Origin of the sequence: Cohaesibacter sp. ES.047 (genome assembly GCF_900215505.1) — a bacterium.
Taxonomy (GTDB): Bacteria; Pseudomonadota; Alphaproteobacteria; order Rhizobiales; family Cohaesibacteraceae; genus Cohaesibacter.
This window is the reverse complement of record NZ_LT907844.1, coordinates 1,058,106-1,080,238: the sequence shown is the minus strand read 5'-3', so window position 1 is coordinate 1,080,238 and position 22,133 is coordinate 1,058,106. Positions and strand designations below refer to the sequence as shown.

Sequence of the window (22,133 nt, the reverse complement as noted above, 5' to 3'; positions counted from 1 at the left end):
CGGCATATGTGCGCCAAACCAACCTTCACTTGGGACGACCCCTTCCTGTTCAGCCAGCAATTGACCGAAGAAGAACGCATGATCGAGGATGCGGCGCGCGCTTATTGCGACGACCGCCTGATGCCCCGCGTGCTGGAAGCCAACCGTAACGAAAGTTTTGACGTTGCCATCATGAAGGAAATGGGCGAGTTGGGATTTCTCGGCCCGACGATCCCGGAGGAATTCGGCGGCGCAGGCGTCAACCATGTCGCCTATGGCCTCATCGCCCGCGAGATCGAACGCGTTGATTCGGGCTATCGCTCGGCGATGTCCGTGCAGTCCTCCCTCGTCATGCATCCCATCTTTGCCTACGGCACCGACGAGCAAAAAAAGAAATACCTGCCCAAGCTGGCCACCGGCGAGTTGATCGGCTGTTTCGGCCTCACCGAACCGGACCACGGCTCGGATCCGGCCTCCATGGCGACCCGCGCCCGCAAGGTGGACGGCGGCTTCTCGCTGACCGGCTCGAAAATGTGGATCACCAACTCCCCCATCGCCGATGTTGCCATCGTCTGGGCCAAGTCCGACGCCCATGACGGCAAGATCAAGGGCTTCATCGTTGATGCGGACACCAAGGGCTATTCCGCCCCCAAGATCGACGGCAAGATGAGCCTGAGGGGCTCCATCACCGGCGAAATCGTGCTCGACAATGCCTTCGTTCCCGACGCCAACCTGCTGCCCGATGTGCAGGGTCTCGCCGGTCCGTTCGGCTGCCTTAACAAGGCCCGCTACGGCATCGCCTGGGGCGTTCTGGGTGCCGCGGAATTCTGCTGGCATGCCGCCCGTCAATATACGCTGGACCGCAAGCAATTCGGACGCCCGCTGGCCCAGACCCAGCTCATCCAGCTAAAGCTCGCCGACATGATGACCGACATCACCCTCGGATTGCAGGCAACCTTGCGCGTCGCTCACATGATGGATGAAGGCACATGCCCGGTCGAGAATGTCTCGCTCATCAAACGCAACAACTGCGGCAAAGCCCTCAACATCGCCCGCCTTGCGCGCGACATGCACGGCGGCAACGGCATTTCGGATGAATTCCATGTCATTCGCCACATGGTCAATCTGGAGACCGTCAACACCTACGAGGGCACCCATGACATTCATGCGCTGATCCTTGGGCGGGCGCAGACCGGTCTGCAGGCCTTTTTCTGATGTCAGACCGCGCAAGCGAGACGAACGGGGAGACCAACACCGCCTCAAAAGGCGCGCTCTCCCATATGCGCGTGCTCGATCTCTCCCGTATTCTGGCCGGTCCATGGGCCAGCCAGATTCTGGGGGATCTGGGCGCGGATGTGATCAAAATAGAACGTCCGGAAACAGGTGACGACACGCGCGGCTGGGGTCCGCCCTATCTGGATGGCCCCAATGGAAGAGAAGGCTCGGACGCGGCCTATTTTGCCTGCGCCAACCGCAACAAGCGCTCACTGGCCATCGATATCACGTCGAGTGAAGGTCAGGCGCTCATCCACCGGCTTGTTGCCGAGGCCGACGTGGTGCTGGAGAATTTCAAGGTCGGGGGCCTTGCCAAATATGGCCTCGACTATGAAAGCCTGAAGGCGATCAAGCCAGATCTTGTCTATTGTTCGATCACAGGCTTTGGCCAGACAGGCCCGGACGCCATGAAGGCGGGGTATGATTTCATGATACAGGCCATGGGCGGCCTGATGAGCGTCACCGGCCAGCCGGAGGGAACGCCCGGCGGCGGTCCGGTCAAGGTCGGCGTGGCCCTCGTTGACATCATGACCGGCCTTTATGCCACCATCGGCATTCTTGCCGCGCTCGCCCATCGCCAACAGACCGGTGAAGGGCAATATATCGACTTGGCGCTGCTCGACGTGCAGGTCGCAGCGCTCGCCAATCAGGCAACGAACTATCTCGTCAGCGGCAGGGCCCCGACCCAGATGGGCAACAGCCATCCCAACCTGATGCCCTATTCGGCCTTTCCGTCGTCGGACGGCCATTTTATCATTGCCATCGGCAACGATGCCCAGTTCGCCCGCTTCTGCTCACTTGCCGGGCTGGAGGCCCTCGTGGCGGACGAACGCTTTGCAACCAACCGAGCCCGCGTCAAGCATCGAGAGGCCCTCGCTGCCAAGATCGCGGCGGTTACCGTGGATCATCCGGCAAAAGACTGGCTCACCCGTCTCAACCAAGCGGGGATTCCCTGCGGCCCGATCAATTCCATCGATCAGGTCTTTGCCGAACCACAGGTCATCCATCGCGGCATGCACATCGCTCTAGAACGGTCCGATGGAACGCGCGTTCCAAGCGTTGCCAGCCCGATCCGCATGAGTGCAACACCAGCGACATACACAACCGCACCACCACAACTGGGCGAACACAGCCACGCCATCCTTGCAGGAGAGCTGGGATTGAGCGAAGACGATATAGAAAGGCTGATCGCAGGCGGTGTCGTGGGCAAGGAAGGCTCGTGACAAGAACGGGCTGAAAAACAATGGGGAGGAGAAACAAATGAGCCGGACGACAGGGGCAAAGCTACTGGTCCAGAGCCTTGAGCAACAAGGCGCGACCAATATTTTCGGCGTTCCGGGTGAGAGCTATCTCGCCGTTCTTGACGCACTGTGCGACGCGCCATCATTAAGGTTCGTCAACGCGCGACAGGAAGGCGGAGCCTCCATGATGGCCGACGCCCACGCCAAACTCACCGGCGAGGTGGGCCTGTGCATGGTCACGCGCGGTCCCGGCGCAACCAACGCCAGCTCCGGCGTTCACGTGGCGTTTCAGGATTCTACCCCGATGATCCTCTTCATCGGACAGGTCGCCCGCGACCAGCTCGAACGCGAGGCCTTTCAGGAAATCGATTACCGCCGCATGTTCGGCCAGATGGCCAAATGGGTTGCCCAGATCGACGATGCCGCCCGCGTGCCCGAGTTCATCGCCCGCGCCTACCACACGGCCCTGTCCGGTCGCCCCGGTCCGGTCGTTCTGGCTCTGCCCGAAGACATGCTCCGAGACGAAGTGGCCAAACCGGCCCGGTTGCCCGCAAAGGCCAAACCGGCAGACAGCGCCCCCTCACCCGCAGCCCTTGAAGAGATCGGCACGCTGCTAGCCGCAGCCGAGCGTCCCTTGATGATCATCGGCGGTGGCGGCTGGTCACAAGCGGCGCGAGATGCAGTGGTGTCCTTCGCTGAAGCCAATGCCCTGCCGGTCGGCACCTCCTTCCGCTGTCAAGATTATTTTCCCAACCATCACCCCAATCATGCAGGCCATGTCGGCCTTGGCATCAATCCGGCACTGGCAGAGAAAATCAGGCAGAGTGATCTGTTGCTGGTCCTTGGCGCCCGCCTTGGCGACTGCACAACATCGAGCTACACGCTGATTGATAGTCCGGTACCAAGCCAGACGCTCATCCATATTCATGCCGACCCCGAGGAGCTTGGCCGCGTCTTTGATCCCACTCTTGCCATTGCCGCCCGTCATGAGACAGCCGCCATCGCTCTAGCCTCCCTTGGCACGGTGCGCTCCGAGCAGACAGCCGGCTGGGTCAGCGGGCTGCATGAGGATTATGAGGCCTTCTTTGCAGTTCCGGCACGCAAGAGCCCCGGCGCGGTTCAAATGGCCGACGTGATGAAGCATATCGAGGCCCAAACACCTCAGGACACCATCTACACCAACGGTGCTGGCAACTATGCGATATGGGTCCACCGGTTCCTCACCTACGGCGGCTGGCGCAGCCAGCTGGCAGCGACATCCGGCTCCATGGGCTATGGCCTGCCCGCCGCTGTTGCCGCCGCGATTGCCGCACCAGACCGCACCGTGATCTGCTTTGCCGGTGATGGTTGCTTCCAGATGACCTGTCAGGAATTTGCCACCGCCGCGCAGGAAGGCGCATCCATCAAGGTGATTCTCGTGAATAATTCGTCTTACGGCACCATCCGCATGCATCAGGAGCGCACCTATCCCACTCGAGTCTCTGGCACGAACCTCATAAATCCGGATTTCGCGGCCATGGCCCGCGCCATGGGTGGTCATGCCGAAACGGTGACAAAGACCGAAGACTTCCCCGATGCCTTTGCCCGCATGCTGGCCCATGACGGCCCGGCACTCATCGAAATCATCACCGATCCCGACGCCATCACGCCTGTCAGAACCATATCCGATCTCAGGTCTGGCGGCTGATTGCCCTCATTCCTCTCGACAGATCGCGTCTCAAGGCCCATTCTGGACCGGAATGACTGTTTGATTGGAAGGCTGTGCCGTGACGAAACTGGCCGATCATATCGAAACAAGGCAGGACGAGCTGATCGCCCTGACCCGCGACCTTATTCGGTTTCCAACCATCAATCCGCCCGGCGAAGCCTATGAGCCCTGCGCCCGCTATGTTGGAGACCGTCTGCAACGTGCGGGCTTTGACATCAACTATGTCCGGGCCACCGGCACTCCCGGGGACAGTGATCGCTACCCACGCGTCAATCTGATCGCCCGCAAGGAAGGCCGCGCACCCGGCCCCTGCGTGCATTTCAACTCCCACATCGATGTGGTCGAGGTCGGCAAGGGCTGGACCAAACCACCCTTTGACGGTGTCGTTGAAGATGGCAAGGTCTATGGACGCGGGGCCTGCGACATGAAAGGCGGCCTTGCCGCGTCGATCATTGCAGCAGAGAGCTTCATCGCCTGCTACCCGGATTTTTGCGGCGCCATCGAAATCTCCGCCACTTGCGATGAAGAGTCCGGCGGCTATGGCGGTGTCGCCTATCTCGCCGAGCAAGGATACTTCACCCCCGAGCGGGTCGATCACGTCATCATCCCCGAACCGCTCAACAAGGACCGCATCTGCCTTGGTCATCGCGGCGTCTGGTGGGCCGAGATCGAGACCCACGGGGCCATTGCCCACGGCTCGATGCCGTTCCTCGGCGACTGCGCTGTGCGTCACATGGGGGCTGTGCTCGAAAGCTTCGAGCAGCAGCTCTTCCCCGCCCTACAGCAAAAGCGCACCGACATGCCGGTGGTTCCCGAAGAGGCCAAGCAGTCAACGCTGAATATCAACTCACTACACGGCGGCCAGAGCGAGGATTATTCCGGCCTGCCCTCCCCTTGCGTGCCCGACAGTTGCCGCATGGTGATTGACCGCCGGTTTCTGATCGAGGAGGACCTCACCCACGTCAAACGCGAAGTCACGGATCTGCTTGACGCCTTGAAGGACAAGCGCCAGTCTTTCTCCTATGACATCCGCGACCTGTTCGAAGTCATGCCCACCATGACCGACCGCGAGCAGCCTGTGGTCAAGGCCGTCAAACAGGCGATGGGCACCATTCTGGGGCGGGAGCCGGACTATGTCATTTCGCCCGGAACCTATGACCAAAAGCATATTGACCGAATTGGCAAGTTGAAAGATTGCATCGCTTATGGTCCGGGTATACTGGACCTTGCCCATCAGCCCGACGAATATGTCGGCATCCGGGACATGCTCGATTCCGCCAAGATAATGGCCCTTGCCATCCACGGACTTTTAAGCAATACAAAGCATCAAAATTCTTAAAACGAACCCCAAACAGCACAGAACGCCGTTTAATGAAAAGAAACACTGCAATTACCGCAGATCGGGGAGAACCATTATGATCAAGACAGCATTGAAATGGAGCGTCGCGCTCGCTATAGCAACCGGCTTTCTGGCGTCCAGCGCGATGGCAGCTCGCAATGATATTGTCATCGGCGTGCGCCTGGAACCACCACATCTTGACCCCACGGCCGGAGCCGCAGCGGCGATTGACGAGGTGGTCTACACCAATGTCTTCGAAGGCCTCACGCGCATCATCGGCGATGGCTCCGTTGTTCCGGCCCTTGCCGAAAGCTGGACCATTTCCGGCGATGGCCTGACCTACAGCTTCAAGCTTCATGACGGCGTCAAGTTCCATGATGGCACGACGTTTGATGCCGATGATGTGGTCTTCTCGCTTGATCGCGCTCGCGGCGAGGATTCTGTCAACGCCCAGAAAGCCCTGTTCGAGCCGATCGAGACGGTTACCGCCAAGGATCCCCTAACCGTCGAGATCAAACTCAAACGCCCGACCGGCAATCTCCTGTTCAATCTCGCATGGGGCGATGCCGTCATGGTTGCGCCAGAAAGCGCCGAGAGCAACAAGACCGAACCGGTCGGCACCGGCCCCTTCAAGGTAACGAAATGGGTCAAAGGCGATTCCATTCTTCTTGAGAAGAATCCCGACTATTGGGGCGATTCGGTCAAGCTGGACAAGGCCACCTTCAAGGTCGTGCCGGACGCCTCCGCGCAAGTTGCCTCGCTGATGGCAGGCGATGTGGATGCCTTCCCGATCTTCTCGGCCCCGGAAATGCTGCCCCAGCTCGAAGCCGATCCGCGCTTTGATGTGGTCGTCGGCACCACGGAAGGTGAGACGGTGCTCGCAACCAACAACGCGCAAAAGCCTTTTGATGATGTCCGCGTGCGCAAGGCCATGGCCCATGCCATCGACCGTCAGGCGATCATTGACGGCGCCATGTTCGGCTACGGCACCCTGATCGGCTCGCACTTCGCGCCCCACAATCCCGCCTATGTGGATCTGTCCAAGGTCTATGACTATGACCTCGACAAGGCCAAGGCGCTGCTCAAGGAAGCTGGTCTGGAAAATGGCTTCAAGGCCCGCCTGCACCTGCCACCGACCGACTATGCCCGCCGCTCCGGTCTGATCATCGCTTCTGACCTCAAGAAAGTCGGCATCGATCTGGAGATCATCAATGTCGAATGGGGCCAGTGGCTGAAACAGGTCTTCAAGGGTAAGGATTATGACCTGACCATCGTCTCGCACACCGAACCCATGGACATCGGCATCTACGCTCGCGATGACTATTACTTCAATTACAACAATGATGAGTTCAACGCGATCATTGCCGAGCTCAATGCCACCACGGACGAAGCCAAACGCACCGAACTGTTGCAAAAGGCACAGCGCAAACTCAATGATGATGCGGTCAATGGCTTCCTCTTCCAACTCGCCAAAACCGGCGTCTGGAACAAGAAGATCAAGGGTCTTTGGGAGAATGCACCCGTGCAGGCAAACGATCTGACTAAGGTCGAGTGGATGGACTAAATGTCCCATTCACGCTAAAAGACTCAAAGGCATGGCACCCGTCGCCATGCCTTTTTAACATGATCCCTTTGCCGAACCGTTCCGGCGGACAGTCACTTCATGGTCGTTTATACGCTTCGCCGTCTGGCTTCCCTGTGCCTGACACTGATTGCAGCCTCCCTGTTTGTCTTTGCAGTGATGGAAATCCTGCCCGGCGATCCGGCCGAGCTGATTCTCGGCATCAATGCACAGGAAGACACCCTCGCGACCTTGCGTGAGCAGATGGGCCTCAATCTGCCCCTCGTGGAGCGCTACGGTCATTGGATCTGGGGCATGTTCCACGGCGATTTCGGCGTCAGCTATACCTATTCCGTGCCCGTAACCGAGCTGATCGGTGAGCGGCTGGTCATCTCCCTGCCGCTCGCTCTGATGGCTCTGGTCCTGTCCACAATCATCGCTCTACCCCTCGGCATCATCGCTGCGGGCAATCACGGTCGTTGGCCGGACGTCAGCCTCATCGGCGCCACCCAGCTTGGCATCGCCATTCCCAATTTCTGGTTTGCGCTGCTGCTGATCATGACCTTTGCGGTCACGCTACACTGGTTCCCCTCCGGTGGCTTCCCCGGCTGGCAGGAAGGCTTTTGGCCCGCGCTGAAGGCGCTCACACTGCCCGCCATCGCGCTGGCCCTGCCGCAAGCCTCGATCCTTGCACGGATCATGCGCTCTTCCATGCTCGAAGTGCTGCATGAGGATTATATGCGCACCGCCCGCGCCAAGGGCCTGAGCTTCACCGGAACCCTGCGCCATCACGGCCTGCGCAACGCCCTCATTCCGGTTGTCACCATCATGGGCCTGCAGTTCTCCTTCCTGCTGGCTGGCACCGTCATCATCGAAAATGTCTTCTCGCTGCCCGGCCTTGGACGTCTGGTCTTTCAGGCGATCAACCAGCGCGATCTGATCACCGTCAAGGCGATCATCATCCTGCTTGTCGCCTCGGTTATCACGGTCAACTTCCTTGTCGATCTGACCTACGCGCTGATTGATCCGCGCCTGCGCAAGGGGAGGACAGCATGAACAAGCCCCGGCTTTTTGCCCCCTCGCCTGATCGCCAACACGGCTTCTTCCGGCGCGGTCTGAGATCGCCATCCTTTGTCATTGGCAGTCTGATCACGCTGTTTTTCGTGACAATCGCCCTTTTGTCCTTTGTCTGGACGCCCCATGACGCCCTGTCGGTCAATATAGCCGAGCGCCTCAAACCCATCAGCACGACCTATTGGCTCGGAACAGATCACTTCGGCCATGACCTCTTCTCCATGATTATGCTGGGCGCGCGCAATTCCATCGCCGTTGCTCTGGTTGCCGTTGGCATCGGCATGGGCCTTGGCGTCCCCATCGGCACATGGGCGGCAGCAAAAGGCGGCTGGCTGGATGAGGCTCTGATGCGCACCGGCGATTTCATCTTTGCCTTCCCGGCCATCATCTCGGCCATCATGATCACGGCCATCGCAGGCCCCGGCGCAATCAATGCCATCATCGCCATCGGCATCTTCAACATTCCGGTCTTTGCCCGCCTGTCACGTGGCGCAGCCCTCAGCCTCTGGACGCGGGAATTCATCCTCGCCGCCCGCCTCTCCGGCAAGGGCTCGGCTCATATCACCTTTGAGCATATCCTGCCCAACATCGCCAATCTGCTCATCGTGCAGGGCACGATCCAGTTCTCCCTCGGCATTCTGGCTGAAGCAGGCCTTTCCTATGTCGGCCTTGGCACCCAGCCGCCGATGCCGAGCTGGGGCCAGATGCTGTCCGAGGCCCAGACATGGATGGCCCTTGCACCGCAGCTTGCCATCATTCCCGGCCTTGCCATCATCTTCACCGTCCTCGGGCTCAATCTTCTCGGCGACGGACTGCGCGACATGCTTGATCCCAAGACCCGCAGCAGCCTCGACATCGGCGGGAGCAAGATCACATGAGCCTGCTGGAACTGGACAAGGTCAGCCTGTCGATCGCGGGCAAGGAAACCCTCAAGAACGTCAGCCTGTCGTTGGAGGCCGGTCAATGCCTCGGCCTTGTCGGCGAATCCGGATCGGGCAAGAGCCTTACGGCCCTGTCAATCATGCGCCTTCTGCCGCGGCAGGCCCAGCTCACCGGCTCCATCCGCCTCAAGGGCGAGGACCATGTTGCAATGCCCGAACAGGCCCTCTGCGCCCGGCGCGGCAACATCATGAGCATGGTCTTTCAGGAACCCATGACCGCGCTCAATCCATTGAAGCCCATCGGAGCGCAGGTCGCCGAAAGCCTGCAGCTGCACGAGAACCTAACGCGCAAGCAGGCCGAAGAGCGAGCCCGCGCCTTGCTGGATCGCGTCGGCCTGTCGCCCGCAAGCATCAGCCCGGATCGCTTCCCGCATCAATTGTCCGGCGGTCAGCGCCAGCGGGTCATCATCGCCATGGCGATTGCCATGAAGCCCGCCCTCATCATTGCCGATGAGCCGACCACGGCGCTCGACGTCACCAGTCAGGCCGAAATCCTGTCGCTGCTGAAAGACCTGATGGCCGAAGACCATTGCGCCCTGATGCTGATCTCCCACGATCTGGCCGTCGTCGCCGACATGGCCGACAGCATCGCCATCATGCGCGAGGGGGAAATCGTCGAGGCAGGTCCACTGCCCGCGCTCTTTGATCAGCTCCGCCACCCCTATAGCCTCAGCCTGTTCGAAGCCTCGACCCATGTCCCGACCAGAGACAAGCCGCCGCTCTTCTCCGACGATCCGGCGCTCGAACATGAACGCCCGATCCTGCAAACCCGCGCTCTGGTCCGCACCTATCCAATGCCCCGCACCTTCCCCTATCTGGAGCGGCAACATTTCCGCGCTGTCGATCAGGTCGATCTGACGATCCACAAGGGCCAAAGCCTAGGTCTTGTCGGGGAATCCGGCTGTGGCAAGTCCACCCTCGCCCGCTCGCTGCTGGGACTAGAAGCCCCGCAGGAAGGCGCGATCACCGTCGGCAACCACGATCCCTATGCGGCAGGAAAAGCTGATCTTCTCGATGTGCGCAAGGACATCCAGATCATCTTTCAGGACCCCAACGGCTCGTTCAATCCGCGCCACAAGGTGGGCCGCTCAGTCGCCGAACCGCTCCATCTTTATCGCCACGGGCTTGAGAATGAAGAGCGCAACCGGCGCATCGCCGAGAGCCTGAAGCAGGTCGGGCTGGACCCGGATGACGCCGAGCGCTTCCCGCACGAATTCTCCGGCGGCCAGCGCCAGCGCCTTGCCATCGCCCGCGCCCTCATCACCCGGCCCAAGATCATCATTGCCGACGAGCCTGTTTCGGCCCTTGATGTCTCGATCCGCGCCCAGATCCTCGATCTTTTGACCGAGCTGCGCGAGGAGCTGGACCTGTCCTATCTCTTCATCAGCCACGATCTCTCGGTGGTCCGGGCCATCACCGACGAGGTCATGGTCATGTATCGCGGCAAGATCATCGAGCGCGGCAGAACGGAAACCGTCTTTGCCAACCCGCAAGAAGCCTACACCCGCACCCTGATCGCCGCCGCACCCAACCTCGAAGAGACCATCGCCCGGCGGCGAACTGAGGCTATCTAGCGAGCGCCCGAAACGAAGACATCTTGGCAAATTGCGTCAGCCCGTACGGTTCACAGGCCGCCTCTTTGCGGCGCCCCCCCTTTCTGCGCACCTATTCGAGCGATGGCGACAAAGCAAGAAACGGGTGTACGCATATGGTTCCGCCCGATAAACGAGGAGACAGAGCGAAACAAACGACCAAGGGGACGGCGAATGAAAAGCGGAGCGGTACCATCTGGCATCCAAACCAATATGGGATCGATTGAATGGGCCATGCTGCTCAGTCTGTCGCTCTTGTGGGGTGGATCCTTCTTCTTCGTCGGTGTGGCAGTAAAGGCGTTACCCACATTTACCATCGTCGTTTTGCGGGTGGGACTGGCCGCCGGTGCCCTGTGGGTCTATATCTTCATAACTGGCAGGGCAGTTCCCCGACGCGCCCCTGTATGGCTGGCTTTTCTCGGCATGGGAGCCCTGAACAATGTCATTCCCTTCTCGCTGATCGTCTGGGGGCAACAAAGCATTGCTTCGGGACTTGCCTCAATTCTAAACGCCGCCACACCGCTTTTCGGGGTCCTCGTCGCCGGTCTTCTGTTAGCAGATGAGAAAATATCAGCGCGGAAACTGGCCGGGGTCATCATTGGTCTTGCCGGTGTCGCAGTGATGATGGGGCTGGACGCGCTGCACGGATTGGGTGGCAATATCATCGGGCAAATGGCCATTCTGACTGCGGCCCTGTCTTATGCCTTTGCCGGGGTATTTGGACGCCGCTTCAAGGACATGCACATTGATCCGGTGGTAACCGCCGCCGGGCAGGTTACGGCCTCAACTATCCTGCTAGCACCGGTAGCGCTGATTGTTGACGCTCCTCTTTCCTTGCCGATGCCTGCGCTTACTGTTTGGGCGGCGCTTGGTGGACTGGCATTGATCTCCACCGCTCTTGCCTATGTGCTCTATTTTCAGCTTCTCGCACGTGCCGGAGCAACCAATCTGCTGTTGGTAACCTTGTTGATTCCAGCCACAGCCATTCTTCTGGGCTGGTTGTTCTTAAATGAGCGTCTGGGGCTGGTTCATATCGTTGGCATGGGACTGATCGGATTGGGCCTTCTGGTGCTGGATGGCCGGCTTCTGAACTTCTTTTCCAAGGTCAACAGAACCTAGCCGGTTGGTTGCTTCCAATAAAAAAGCCAGCCGGAACAGTCCGGCAGGCTAAAATTTGTCGTGAATGTAAGAAGCGAGACTATTTCGCGCGGTAGGCTTTGAGGCGATCAAGGATCGCCGGATCGCCCTCGCCGCGATCACCGGTTTTGACCGCAGGCGCCAGCTTGTTGGCCAATTCCTTGCCAAGCTCGACCCCCCACTGGTCGTAGGGATTCACGCCCCAGACGACGCCCTGCACAAACACCTTCTGCTCGTAAAGGGCAATCAGACGCCCCAGCATCTTCGGCGTCAGTTCATCATAAAAGATCAGCGAGCTCGGACGGTTGCCTTCAAACACCTTGTGCGGCACCAGCGCCGCGACCTCTTCAGCCGATTTGCCCGAAGCCTCAAGCTGGGCCTTGGCTTCCTCGGCGGTGCGTCCCTTCGCCAATGCCTCAACCTGCGCAAAGCAGTTGGCCAGCAGCAATTCATGCTGATAGTCGTCCGCATCAGTCGGCTTGGCCGCAACGAGGAATTCGCAAGGGATGATGTCGGTGCCCTGATGCAGTTCTTGATAGAAGGCATGCTGGCCGTTGGTGCCAGACGCGCCCCAGATCACCGGGCCACTGGCACGCGCAAGGGAAGAGCCGTCATTGTGAACCGACTTGCCGTTTGATTCCATGTCGAGCTGCTGCAGGAAATCGGCAAAATATTCAAGCCGCTGGTCATAGGGCAGAACCGCCATCGACGCGCAATCCCAGACATTGCGATACCACAGCCCAAGTGCGGCCATCAGCATGGGGATGTTTTCGCGGAACGGAGCGGACGCAAAATGGCTATCCATCGACCGGGCACCAGCGAGAAACTCTTCGAACCCGTCCGCGCCAATCGCGATCATCACGGGAAGGCCAATGGCCGACCAGACCGAATAGCGACCGCCGACCCAGTCCCAGAATTCAAACATGCGATCGGTGTTGATGCCGAAGCCTTCAACGCCTTCCTTGTTGGTCGACAGAGCCGCGAAATGATCGGCCACCGCATCATCCCCAAGCGCTGCCGTCAGCCACGCCTTGGCGGCACGGGCGTTGGTCATGGTTTCCTGCGTTGTGAAAGTCTTGGAAGCGACGAGGAACAACGTGCGAGCCGGTTCCAGTGTCTTCAGCGTGTCGCCCATGTGGGCGCCATCGACGTTGGAGACGAAATGCACGCGCGGGCCATCATGAAAGGCCGACAGAGCGCGGGTGACCATATGCGGGCCGAGATCAGAGCCGCCGATGCCGATGTTGACCACATCGGTGAAGGGCTGGCCATCCTTGGCCGCAATCGACCCGTCACGCACCCCGGTGGCGAATGCATAGAGACGCTTTTTCACGGCGTTGATATCATCCATGATCTTTTGGCCGTTGACCTCAAGATTGGCCGAAACCGATCCACGCAGGGCGACATGCAACACGGCACGCCCCTCCGTGTTGTTGATCGTCGCACCGCCTTTCATCTCGGCAAAGCGCGTCCGGACACCGGCGGCCTCGATGAGTTTTTCCAGCAGCAACATGGTTTTTTCATCAACACGGTTGCGCGAATAGTCGAGCGTCAGGCAGCCATCCATCTCAGTGGAAAAACGCTCGAACCGTGACGGATCGGCAGCAAAGGCTTCGCGCAGGTGAAAGGAATCGAAATCCTGACGATGATGGACCAGATCGGTCCAGATGACTTCCATAGAGCTCATGAATTTCCCCATTCACTTGATGATTAAGACGCATGTGTTTTAGGCGGAGTTTATGGCGGAAGTATATGATTAGAAACATGGAGTTTCCACCTAATGCTGCTTTTCCACCCCTGCCCGGGTCCGCAATCATACCATCAAGACCACAAAGTGAGCCGTTTCAGCGAATAAAACACCGCGCCAACCCAACAGTCGTTTGAAGCCAACCCTGCCATGCGGCTAGAATGAAATTGCTTGATTCGCTTGGCACGATCAGGCGGCGCAGCCCTTCGCGTTATTCAAGGCATGACACCATGGAACACAACAAACGAGAGACTGAATGCGTAACCTTTTGATTTCACTCGTTTCGACCTTGTTTCTGGTGCTTCTCGCGCTGATCGTCGTGCCCTACTTCGTTTCGACCGGATTTCTCAAGGCTCAGGTCCAGACCTTCGTTAAGGATCAGACCGACATGCATCTCGACATCGGAGGTGATGTCTCTCTATCCCTGATCACCGGTTTGAAGCTCTCCGCTGAGAATGTCGCTCTGCGTGATCCTGCCAACAACCCATTGTTTGATGTCGAGCGGATCGACTTTTCCCTCGCCCTCTCGCCGCTTCTTTCCGGCAAGGCGGACATCACCGGCATCACCCTGAACAAGCCCATCCTCACGCTCAGTCAAGCCGCGGCCATTGCCGACGACGTAACCAATGACGGGGCCGAGGCAACGAAGACCACCGAGGCAGAGAGCAGCACAGCACCAACCAGTCCTGAGCCGGGTCACCGCGAGCCGATTGATCTTTCCGCACTCAGCCTTCGTCGTTTGGCCGTAAGCGACGCGCAATTGGTCAGCCGCGATGCCAACGGCACCAGCACAACGCTCCTGTCAGGACTCGATGCCAGCATCAGCATCCCCGATTTCGATGGTCCGGCCACGCTCAGTGGTTCCCTGCCCTATCGGGAACAGGAGCTGGAGTTCAGCGGCGCGCTTGCCAATGCCAGCAGAGCCATCAACGGTGGATCGAGCCGCCTCGATATCAGCCTTGAAAGCCCGATTGTGAAGGCGCGCGTCGAAGGCGAGTTGGCGCTCAAGGGCGAGACGCTGCTTCTCGCGAACTTTGCCGCCAATGCAGGCGATCTCAAGAGCCTCGCCACATGGCTCGGCGGCGCCCCCGCACCGGTCCAGCCCGAAGCCGTCAGTCTGCAGGGGTCCGTAATCGTCGACGCGCGGGAAATCCGCCTGCCCATACTCAATGCCACACTGGGCGAGCAGAGCATAGAAGCAGCGGCCCGCGTCTTCACCAACACCGCGTCGGGACGCCCCCTCATTCGCGTCGCGCTGGATGTCGCGTCCCTCGATTTGAACAAATTGCTCGATCTGAAAGCCATCGAGACGCCCGAAACCGTGGCCACCAGCACCAATGATGAAGCCGGAGCCGCACCCGAGACTGCGAGCGAGCCGGAGCTCTCGGCGCTTTCCACCTTTGACATGACGATTGATGCAAGGGCAGAGACCCTCGCCTATCAGAACGAGGCGGTCCGCAATGCCGTGCTTCTGGGCCAGTTGCAGAATGGCAATCTCGCGATCAACCTCAAGAATGTCAACGTCGCCAAGGGCAGCCTCAAGGCCAGCCTTAACGGATCTATCGCCCAAAAGGTCTGGCAGGGATCACTGGAAAGCCACCAGCTGGACATCACCGATCTCGCCGAACTCGCCGGGCAGGCAAGCCCTCTGACCGGCATGCTCTCGACAAACATCAATTTTGCCGCTCAGGGTCTGACCAGCGAAGACATCCTCAAGAAGGGCAATCTGGCGGGCACCCTCACGCTCAGTGAGGGGGAAATCTCGCACCCGGCGCTGCAGTCGGCCATTCCGACCCGGGAAAGCAGCTCCATTTCCGAACTCACCAGCACCGTCACCATCTCCAGTCTGGATGCGCCGGTGGATGTGAAGGGCTCTTTCTTCTGGAATGGCGAAGTGCTGCGCTACGCCAGCACCCTGGGGCTGGGCCAAGCTCTTGCGGGCAACCCCATACCGACGAGCCTGTCGCTAGATGCGAGCCCCGTCTCCCTTGCCCTCACCGGCCAATTCGATCCCACCAAGACGAGCCTGTCCGGCAGCAAGCTGTCGATCCATTCTCCCTCCAGCCGTGCATTGCTGGCCTGGCTTGGTCAGGAGGTCACGACCGGCACGCCTGATCTGCCGATGCAGCTCACCACGCAGGTGATTCTCGCCCCGCAAAAGGTCGGCCTCAGCGACCTCACAGCATCCTTTGGTCAATCGAAAGGCAAGGGCGATGTCACACTCACTCTGTCCGCTGTTCCATCCGTCTTTGGCAGGCTGACCTTCGAAAAACTCGATGTGACCCCCTTCATGGGCGATGGCACTGCGACAGGGCGCACCACGCAGGCGGCGTCGACCGCCACCAAAGCGCCCGGCAACGCCAATGGCTGGGACACGAGCCCCATCGACTTCACCGGACTATCAAACTTCAATGCCGATCTGCAACTTGCCACCAACTCCTTGGTGGCGCGGGATATCGTCACCGGCCCGGTGACCATCACGGCCAAAGTCGAGAACGGTCAGTTGAACGGCTCACTTGATAAGTTGAGCCTCTACAACGGACAGGGCAACGGTGCCTTCTCGATCAACTCGACCAGCCAGCCGGCGCAGATGACCGCACGCTTCTCGATGGCCAACATGCAGATGAGAGGGTTCCTCAGGGACGCCATCGGGATGAAATCGCTCAGTGGCACAGGCGGTCTCGACATCGATCTCAACACGCGCGGCGCCAGTCAGGCCCAGATCATTCAAGCGCTTGACGGCACAGGGAGCCTTGTCATCCGGGACGGTGCCATTCAGGGCATCAACATTCCTCAGATGCTGCGCAACCTGAGAGGCAATATCTTGCAAGGCTGGGCGTCATCAGACGCACAAAGCACTGACTTTTCCGCCCTCACAGCCAGCTTCCAGTTCGACAACGGTCAAGTGACAAACAACGATCTCCAGATGCTCAGCCCGCTCTTGCGTCTTGACGGCAGCGGCACGATTGATCTACCGAACAAGCGCATCGATTACCGCGCGACACCGAAACTCATTGCCAAGCTGGAAGGTCAGGGCGGACCGGTCGATGCCAACGGTGTTCCCATTCCCATCATCATCCGCGGCAGTCTCGACGATCCGCGCATCTATCCCGACATTCCGGGCATTCTGGAAAATCCGGAAGCCGTGCTCAAGGGGCTCGAACAGATGGGCGGCGCAGGCAAGGCCGCAGCCAAGGGCATCAGGAAAATCGAAAAGAATGTGACCAAGGAGCTCCAGAAGCAGGGCGACAAGCTGGGCATCGATTTCAATAAGGTGCTGAACCCGCAGAACGACAATCAACAGAACAACAACGGCCAGCAAAAACCGCGCAGCCTTGAACAGCAGCTCCTGCAGGGCGTCACCAAAGGCCTGTTCGGCAACTAACACGCATCGATTCGCTCTCACTGACGATCTGCACAATTGCAGCAGCAAATTTGACATTTGGCAGATCATTTTTGCCAAACATAGCCCCTACTCTTTGCCGGCCCGTTCCGCTTATCTCACGCTAGAGCAACTCTCGGGAACACCCGTTCACGAGAATGCAATAACATACTGAGAAATAGCGTTTAAATCTAAACCGGCGACCCGGTTTATCTTCAAAGCGCTCTAACCGGAAACCATCGGCATGAGCAAAAGGGGCCAAGCAGTGAAGACCAATCAAGACATCTCTCCATCCATTGCGATTCTGGGCGTGCCCCTTGAGGACGGCACGCACGAAAAGGGCTGCCTGATGGGTCCCGATGCCCTGCGGACTGCGGGCATCATCGAAACCCTCGAAGGCCTTGGCCACCATACCGCCGACCACGGCAATCTGACCCCAAGACAGGTCACCGCAGCATCAACCCGATCCGGTTCTGCGCGCAATTTCGAAGCCATTGCCGGCTGGACGCAAGCCCTTGCGGACATGGCCTATGCTATGGCGCAGGACACATTCCCCATTTTTCTCGGCGGCGACCATGCCCTGTCCATCGGATCGGTTGCCGGGCTTGCGCGCCACGCCGCCGAATGCAGCCGCCCACTTTATGTGCTCTGGCTCGACGCACATCCTGATTTCAACACCCCCGCAACGTCCCAGAGCGGCAACATCCACGGCATGTCCGTCGCGGCCTTTTGCGGCGACCCGGACTTGGCGGGGCTTTATGCCGAACCACTGCGGCATCCGGTCCATCCGTCCCACGTCCACATGATTGGCATCCGCAGTGTCGACCTTGACGAACGCCTACGGCTTCAGGAGCAACGGGTGCTGGTCAATGACATGCGCGTGATCGATGAAGTCGGCGTCATCCGCCCGTTGCAGCAACTCATCGACGAGGTGAAGGCAACCAACGCCATGTTGCACGTCAGCCTCGATGTCGACTTTCTCGACCCGTCCATCGCCCCGGCGGTCGGCACCACGGTCCCCGGAGGCGCAACCTTCCGCGAGGCGCATCTGATCATGGAACTGCTCCATGAGAGTGAATGCGTCACCTCGCTTGATCTGGTCGAACTCAATCCCTTCCTCGATCACCGCGGCATGACGGCAGAGCTGATGACCGATCTCACCGCCTCGCTGTTCGGACGCAAGATTTTCGACCGCAGGACACGCCACCCCGGACCACAAACCGGACCACAATGATTGCTCCAGATCTGGCCCACACCGCCAAGGTCAGGGTTATGACGGGTGGACAGTCACGGTCCCTTCCATGTAATGTGGTGCAAACATAATCGGGTCGCCTGTTTTCAATCCGATCAATGACTTGCCGGTCATGATACAGACACTCATGATGCAGACAGTCGCGACCGAACAATCGAGGAAATGCATCCATGCAAGAGACCAAGTCCAATCCGAGCGCACCCTTGCGCATCGCCCTTGTTGCCCATGACGCCAAGAAGGACGATCTGATCGAATGGGTCGGTCATCATCTGTCCATGCTGGAAAATTCGGAACTGGTCGGCACCGGAACCACGGGCAGCCGAATCCTCGAAGCCTATCCGACCCTTAATCTGACCCCGCTGTTTTCCGGCCCGCTTGGCGGTGACCAGCAGATCGGCGCAATGATTGCCGAAAAGCGTCTCGACGGCCTGATCTTCTTTGTCGATCCGCTGTCCCCGATGCCGCATGACGTGGATGTGAAGGCACTCAACCGCCTCGCTACCGTTTATGACCTGCCAGTGGCCTACAGCCCCAGCTCGGCCAATTACATCATGCGTGGCCTCATCAAGGATAAACAGAAAAGCATCGCCGCGGCCTGAAGCCTCATCCCGAGAAGGGAAGCGCCGCATCACGCGATCCAACAAAAAAAGGCCGCCCCTAGATGGAGCGGCCTTTTTATTGTCTCATACGAGTGTGGGTCTAGGCCTCCCGGACCACATAGACCGAACAGTTCGAATGACGCACCACGCGCGCCGCGTTCGGACCGATGAGAAATTCCTTCAGGTCCGGCTTGTGCGCACCGATCACGATAAGATCGGTATTGATCTGCGTGGCCACCTCGAGAATCTCCTCATAGGCAGAACCGGTCGCAACGATATGGCGAATGGATGTGTTGCGCTCTAACCCGAGTATTTGTTCCACGCGCGTCTTGAGTGCGCTCTTGGCATCAGCCACGGCCTGCTTCTGGAAATTCTCGTCAAAGAAGCTTCCGACGAGGGTCATGCCGAAGTTTGGCACAACGGTGATGACGTCCAGACGGGCGTCATCCACCTTTGCCAGCTTGTCGGCAATTTCCAGAACTTTGGTATCGTTATCCTGCGAGATATCAATCGCACAAAGGATCGATTTGGTCATGAAGCTGGCTCCTCCTTACGGCCCGCGCGGGCGCGTTGCAGCAAATAGACCAGACCCAGCAGCAAAAGCCCCGGAATAAACAGGAGTTCTTTGGGCAGCTGGTCAGCCTTGACTTGAACCTTCTCGATCGACACCGGCGTATCGCCATAGAAATCGAACGAGCTGAGATCTGTAAAGAACGGTGTGCCGGGGAACGGCTCATCGAGTTTGACAATGCCATCCTCATCCAGAACAGCCAGCCCCATCGCCGACAGGCGTTCCTCACCACCCGTCTCATCACCGGCTTCAAGGACAATCGTCGTGTCCTTCACCCGTCCGCTGGTAAAGTCCGGCCCCGTCAGTTTCACACGCATTTCGTGGCCGGGAGTCAGTTTGGCAAGCGCCTGCGTAATCTGCGCCGGTTCGACCCGCTCATAGGGGGGCTGAATGCGGTCCATGAAGAAATCGGGACGGAACAGCACGAACGAGATCACAATGAGCGCGACGCTCTCGTAAATGCGGTTGCGCGCAACGAAATAGCCCATGGTTCCGGCGGTGAACACCAGAATGGCAATGGTTGCGATCACGGCCACAAGAATCCCCTGGAACCAGGTGACGTCAATCAGCAGAAGATCGGTGTTGAAGATGAACACGAACGGCAGAGCCACTGTCCGGAGCGAATAGAAAAAGGCCGTAAAGCCGGTCTTGATCGCATCGCCCCCTGACACCGCCGCCGCGGCAAAGGAGGCGAGCCCCACAGGCGGCGTCACATCCGCCATGATGCCGAAGTAGAAGACGAACAGATGAACAGCAATAAGCGGCACCACCAGCCCCGACTGCGCCCCCAGTGTGACAACAACGCCAGCCATCAGCGAGGAGACAACGATGTAGTTTGCCGTCGTCGGCAGCCCCATGCCCAGAACGAGTGAGAGCAGACCGACAAAGATCAGCATCAGGACGAGATTGCCGCCGGACATGATTTCGACCAGATTGGCCATCACCTGCCCGATACCGGTCAGCGTGACGGTACCCACGATCACACCGGCGGTTGCGGTTGCTAGGCCAATGCCGATCATGTTGCGCGCGCCATCAATGAGGCCGACGCCCAGATCCATCACTCCCGACTTGAAGGAGTTGACCATCTCGCTTTCACCGCGAAAGATCCCCTTGATGGGCTTCTGCGTCAACAGGATGACAAACAACAGGGAGGTCGCCCAGAAAGCCGACAGGCCCGGTGATTTCTGCTCGATCATCAGGAAGTAGACCAACACAACGATGGGCAGGAGATAATAAAGCCCGGTCTTGTAGATCTCCGACACGTTCGGCAACACGACCTCTTCGGCATTGGGGTCATCCGGCTCGAGATCCGGCGCAGTTGAGGCCAGCTTGAGCAGTGCCAGATAGGCAACGAACACAAGCGCCGCCAATATCCAGCTAGCCCCTTCAGGCACGACCGCCACGATCCAGCCAATGGGAAACTTGATGCCGTAGCAAAGAGCGGCAAATCCGGCAAAGAAGGCGAACATGCTCAGGATGGTGCGCATGGTTGAAACCGAACGGTCACCGATGGTCGGCATGTTCCGTTTCACCGCTTCCAGATGCACGATATAAACCAGCGCGATATAGGAAATCATAGCTGGCAGGAAGGCATGGGTGATCACCTCGACATAGGAAATGCCGACATATTCAACCATCAGAAAGGCAGCTGCCCCCATGACCGGCGGCATGATCTGGCCGTTCACGGATGAGGCGACCTCGACCGAACCGGCCTGCTCCGAGGTAAAGCCTACCCGCTTCATCAGCGGGATCGTGAAGGTGCCCGTCGTCACGACGTTCGCGATGGAGGAGCCGGAAATAAGGCCCGTCGCAGCAGAGCCCACAACAGCTGCCTTGGCAGGCCCCCCTTTAAGGTGACCAAGCGCCCCAAATGCCATCTTGATGAAATAGTTGCCCGCTCCGGCCTTGTCGAGCAGCGCCCCGAACAACACGAAGAGGAACACGAACTTGGTCGACACACCGAGCGCGATACCGAAGACTCCTTCGGACGTGATCCACATGTGGCTCATGGCTTTCTTCAGCGAGGCACCCTTCCAGCGAATGACCTCGGGCATCCATTCGGAAGCGCCAAAGAAGACATAAAACAGAAAGATCGTCGCGATGATCGCCATGGCTGGCCCGAGTGCCCGGCGGGCAGCTTCGAACAGGATCAGCAGGCCAGCGAGAGCGACCCACTTGTCGACATCATCTGCCAGTCCGCCATTGTTGACGATTTTCTCGTAGAAGAAAAAGCCGTAAAGGGCAATGAGAGCCCCCGCCACACCAAGAAGCCAATCCCCCGTGGGGATATGATGGCGCGGGCTGTTGGAGAAGGCCGGATACGCCATGTAGGCAAGGAAAATGGCAAAAGCCAGATGCAGCTGACGTGAGTTGTTGATGAGGTCGGCGGGCAGGATATAGGGGGATACGGGCGAAGCAAGAACGACCTGGAAGACAGACCAGATCAGGGCAACCGCAGCCAGAAACGTTCCAACTGCGCCAATCGGATTGCGCGACCCTGCATCGGAAGAGGCAACAAGATCTTGCAGCTCCTCTTCACTCAGGGGGCGTCCGGACGCATGCTTGTCAGACATCAATAGAGCTCCCGGCCATCACCTTCCAAAACAACAACGTCTTGGCGTGGCCGGAACCGAGCACAGCAACGAGCTGACAAATTGTCCAGAACGGCCGAAGATGGCTTCAAAAATAAAAAAACGTTGATCAGGCCACCGCTTCAATACGAAAGATGCAACGAC

Annotated in this window: 15 protein-coding genes; 12 read left to right on the top strand and 3 right to left on the bottom strand. The window is 59.0% G+C overall.

Going from position 1 to position 22,133, the window contains the following annotated elements; genetic code table 11:
- Positions 1-6: 6 nt before the first annotated feature.
- The 9 genes from CPH65_RS04745 to CPH65_RS04705 all read left to right on the top strand — a co-directional run bounded on the left by CPH65_RS04745 (position 7) and on the right by CPH65_RS04705 (position 11,829).
- On the top strand, positions 7-1,194 hold the full coding sequence (locus tag CPH65_RS04745) for an acyl-CoA dehydrogenase (protein WP_096176242.1): 1,188 nt from the start codon (positions 7-9) through the stop codon (positions 1,192-1,194).
- Complete coding sequence (locus tag CPH65_RS04740; protein ID WP_096172361.1) at positions 1,194-2,477, top strand: CaiB/BaiF CoA-transferase family protein; 1,284 nt, start codon at positions 1,194-1,196, stop codon at positions 2,475-2,477. Before CPH65_RS04745 ends, CPH65_RS04740 begins: the two co-directional genes overlap by 1 nt.
- A gap of 37 nt (positions 2,478-2,514) precedes the next feature.
- Complete coding sequence (locus CPH65_RS04735) at positions 2,515-4,182, top strand: thiamine pyrophosphate-binding protein (protein ID WP_096172360.1); 1,668 nt, start codon at positions 2,515-2,517, stop codon at positions 4,180-4,182.
- A gap of 79 nt (positions 4,183-4,261) precedes the next feature.
- Positions 4,262-5,542 (top strand): acetylornithine deacetylase/succinyl-diaminopimelate desuccinylase family protein, encoded by a 1,281-nt coding sequence (locus tag CPH65_RS04730; RefSeq protein WP_096172359.1) that lies wholly within the window; start codon positions 4,262-4,264, stop codon positions 5,540-5,542.
- A gap of 76 nt (positions 5,543-5,618) precedes the next feature.
- Positions 5,619-7,106, top strand: coding sequence for an ABC transporter substrate-binding protein (locus tag CPH65_RS04725; protein ID WP_096172358.1), 1,488 nt, complete (start codon positions 5,619-5,621; stop codon positions 7,104-7,106).
- A gap of 99 nt (positions 7,107-7,205) precedes the next feature.
- On the top strand, positions 7,206-8,159 hold the full coding sequence (locus tag CPH65_RS04720; protein ID WP_096172357.1) for an ABC transporter permease: 954 nt from the start codon (positions 7,206-7,208) through the stop codon (positions 8,157-8,159).
- Positions 8,156-9,055: an ABC transporter permease gene (locus CPH65_RS04715; protein ID WP_096172356.1), complete on the top strand. Its 900-nt coding sequence runs from the start codon at positions 8,156-8,158 to the stop codon at positions 9,053-9,055. Before CPH65_RS04720 ends, CPH65_RS04715 begins: the two co-directional genes overlap by 4 nt.
- Positions 9,052-10,692, top strand: coding sequence for an ABC transporter ATP-binding protein (locus CPH65_RS04710; protein WP_096172355.1), 1,641 nt, complete (start codon positions 9,052-9,054; stop codon positions 10,690-10,692). The genes CPH65_RS04715 and CPH65_RS04710 overlap by 4 nt, the downstream gene beginning before the upstream one ends.
- A gap of 192 nt (positions 10,693-10,884) precedes the next feature.
- On the top strand, positions 10,885-11,829 hold the full coding sequence (locus CPH65_RS04705) for a DMT family transporter (protein ID WP_244574541.1): 945 nt from the start codon (positions 10,885-10,887) through the stop codon (positions 11,827-11,829).
- A 79-nt stretch (positions 11,830-11,908) separates the two neighbouring features.
- Here CPH65_RS04705 and pgi read toward each other — a convergent pair whose 3' ends face one another.
- The gene (gene pgi / locus CPH65_RS04700) at positions 11,909-13,546 is read right to left on the bottom strand and encodes a glucose-6-phosphate isomerase (protein WP_371359432.1); all 1,638 of its coding nucleotides are present in this window, start codon (positions 13,544-13,546) and stop codon (positions 11,909-11,911) included.
- 304 nt (positions 13,547-13,850) lie between these two features.
- Between pgi and CPH65_RS04695 the strand changes: the two genes are divergently transcribed.
- The 3 genes from CPH65_RS04695 (at position 13,851) to CPH65_RS04685 (ending at position 18,827) form a co-directional block, all read left to right on the top strand.
- Positions 13,851-16,979 (top strand): AsmA family protein, encoded by a 3,129-nt coding sequence (locus CPH65_RS04695; protein ID WP_096172352.1) that lies wholly within the window; start codon positions 13,851-13,853, stop codon positions 16,977-16,979.
- A 262-nt stretch (positions 16,980-17,241) separates the two neighbouring features.
- Complete coding sequence (gene rocF, locus CPH65_RS04690) at positions 17,242-18,210, top strand: arginase (protein WP_371359431.1); 969 nt, start codon at positions 17,242-17,244, stop codon at positions 18,208-18,210.
- A 188-nt stretch (positions 18,211-18,398) separates the two neighbouring features.
- Positions 18,399-18,827: a methylglyoxal synthase gene (locus CPH65_RS04685; protein ID WP_096172350.1), complete on the top strand. Its 429-nt coding sequence runs from the start codon at positions 18,399-18,401 to the stop codon at positions 18,825-18,827.
- Positions 18,828-18,927: 100 nt separating this feature from the next.
- Here CPH65_RS04685 and CPH65_RS04680 read toward each other — a convergent pair whose 3' ends face one another.
- Together CPH65_RS04680 and CPH65_RS04675 are read right to left on the bottom strand one after the other, a co-directional pair.
- Positions 18,928-19,362, bottom strand: a complete 435-nt coding sequence (locus tag CPH65_RS04680; RefSeq protein WP_096172349.1) for a universal stress protein — start codon at positions 19,360-19,362, stop codon at positions 18,928-18,930.
- The gene (locus tag CPH65_RS04675; RefSeq protein ID WP_096172348.1) at positions 19,359-21,971 is read right to left on the bottom strand and encodes a TRAP transporter permease; all 2,613 of its coding nucleotides are present in this window, start codon (positions 21,969-21,971) and stop codon (positions 19,359-19,361) included. The genes CPH65_RS04680 and CPH65_RS04675 overlap by 4 nt, the downstream gene beginning before the upstream one ends.
- Positions 21,972-22,133: the final 162 nt, after the last annotated feature.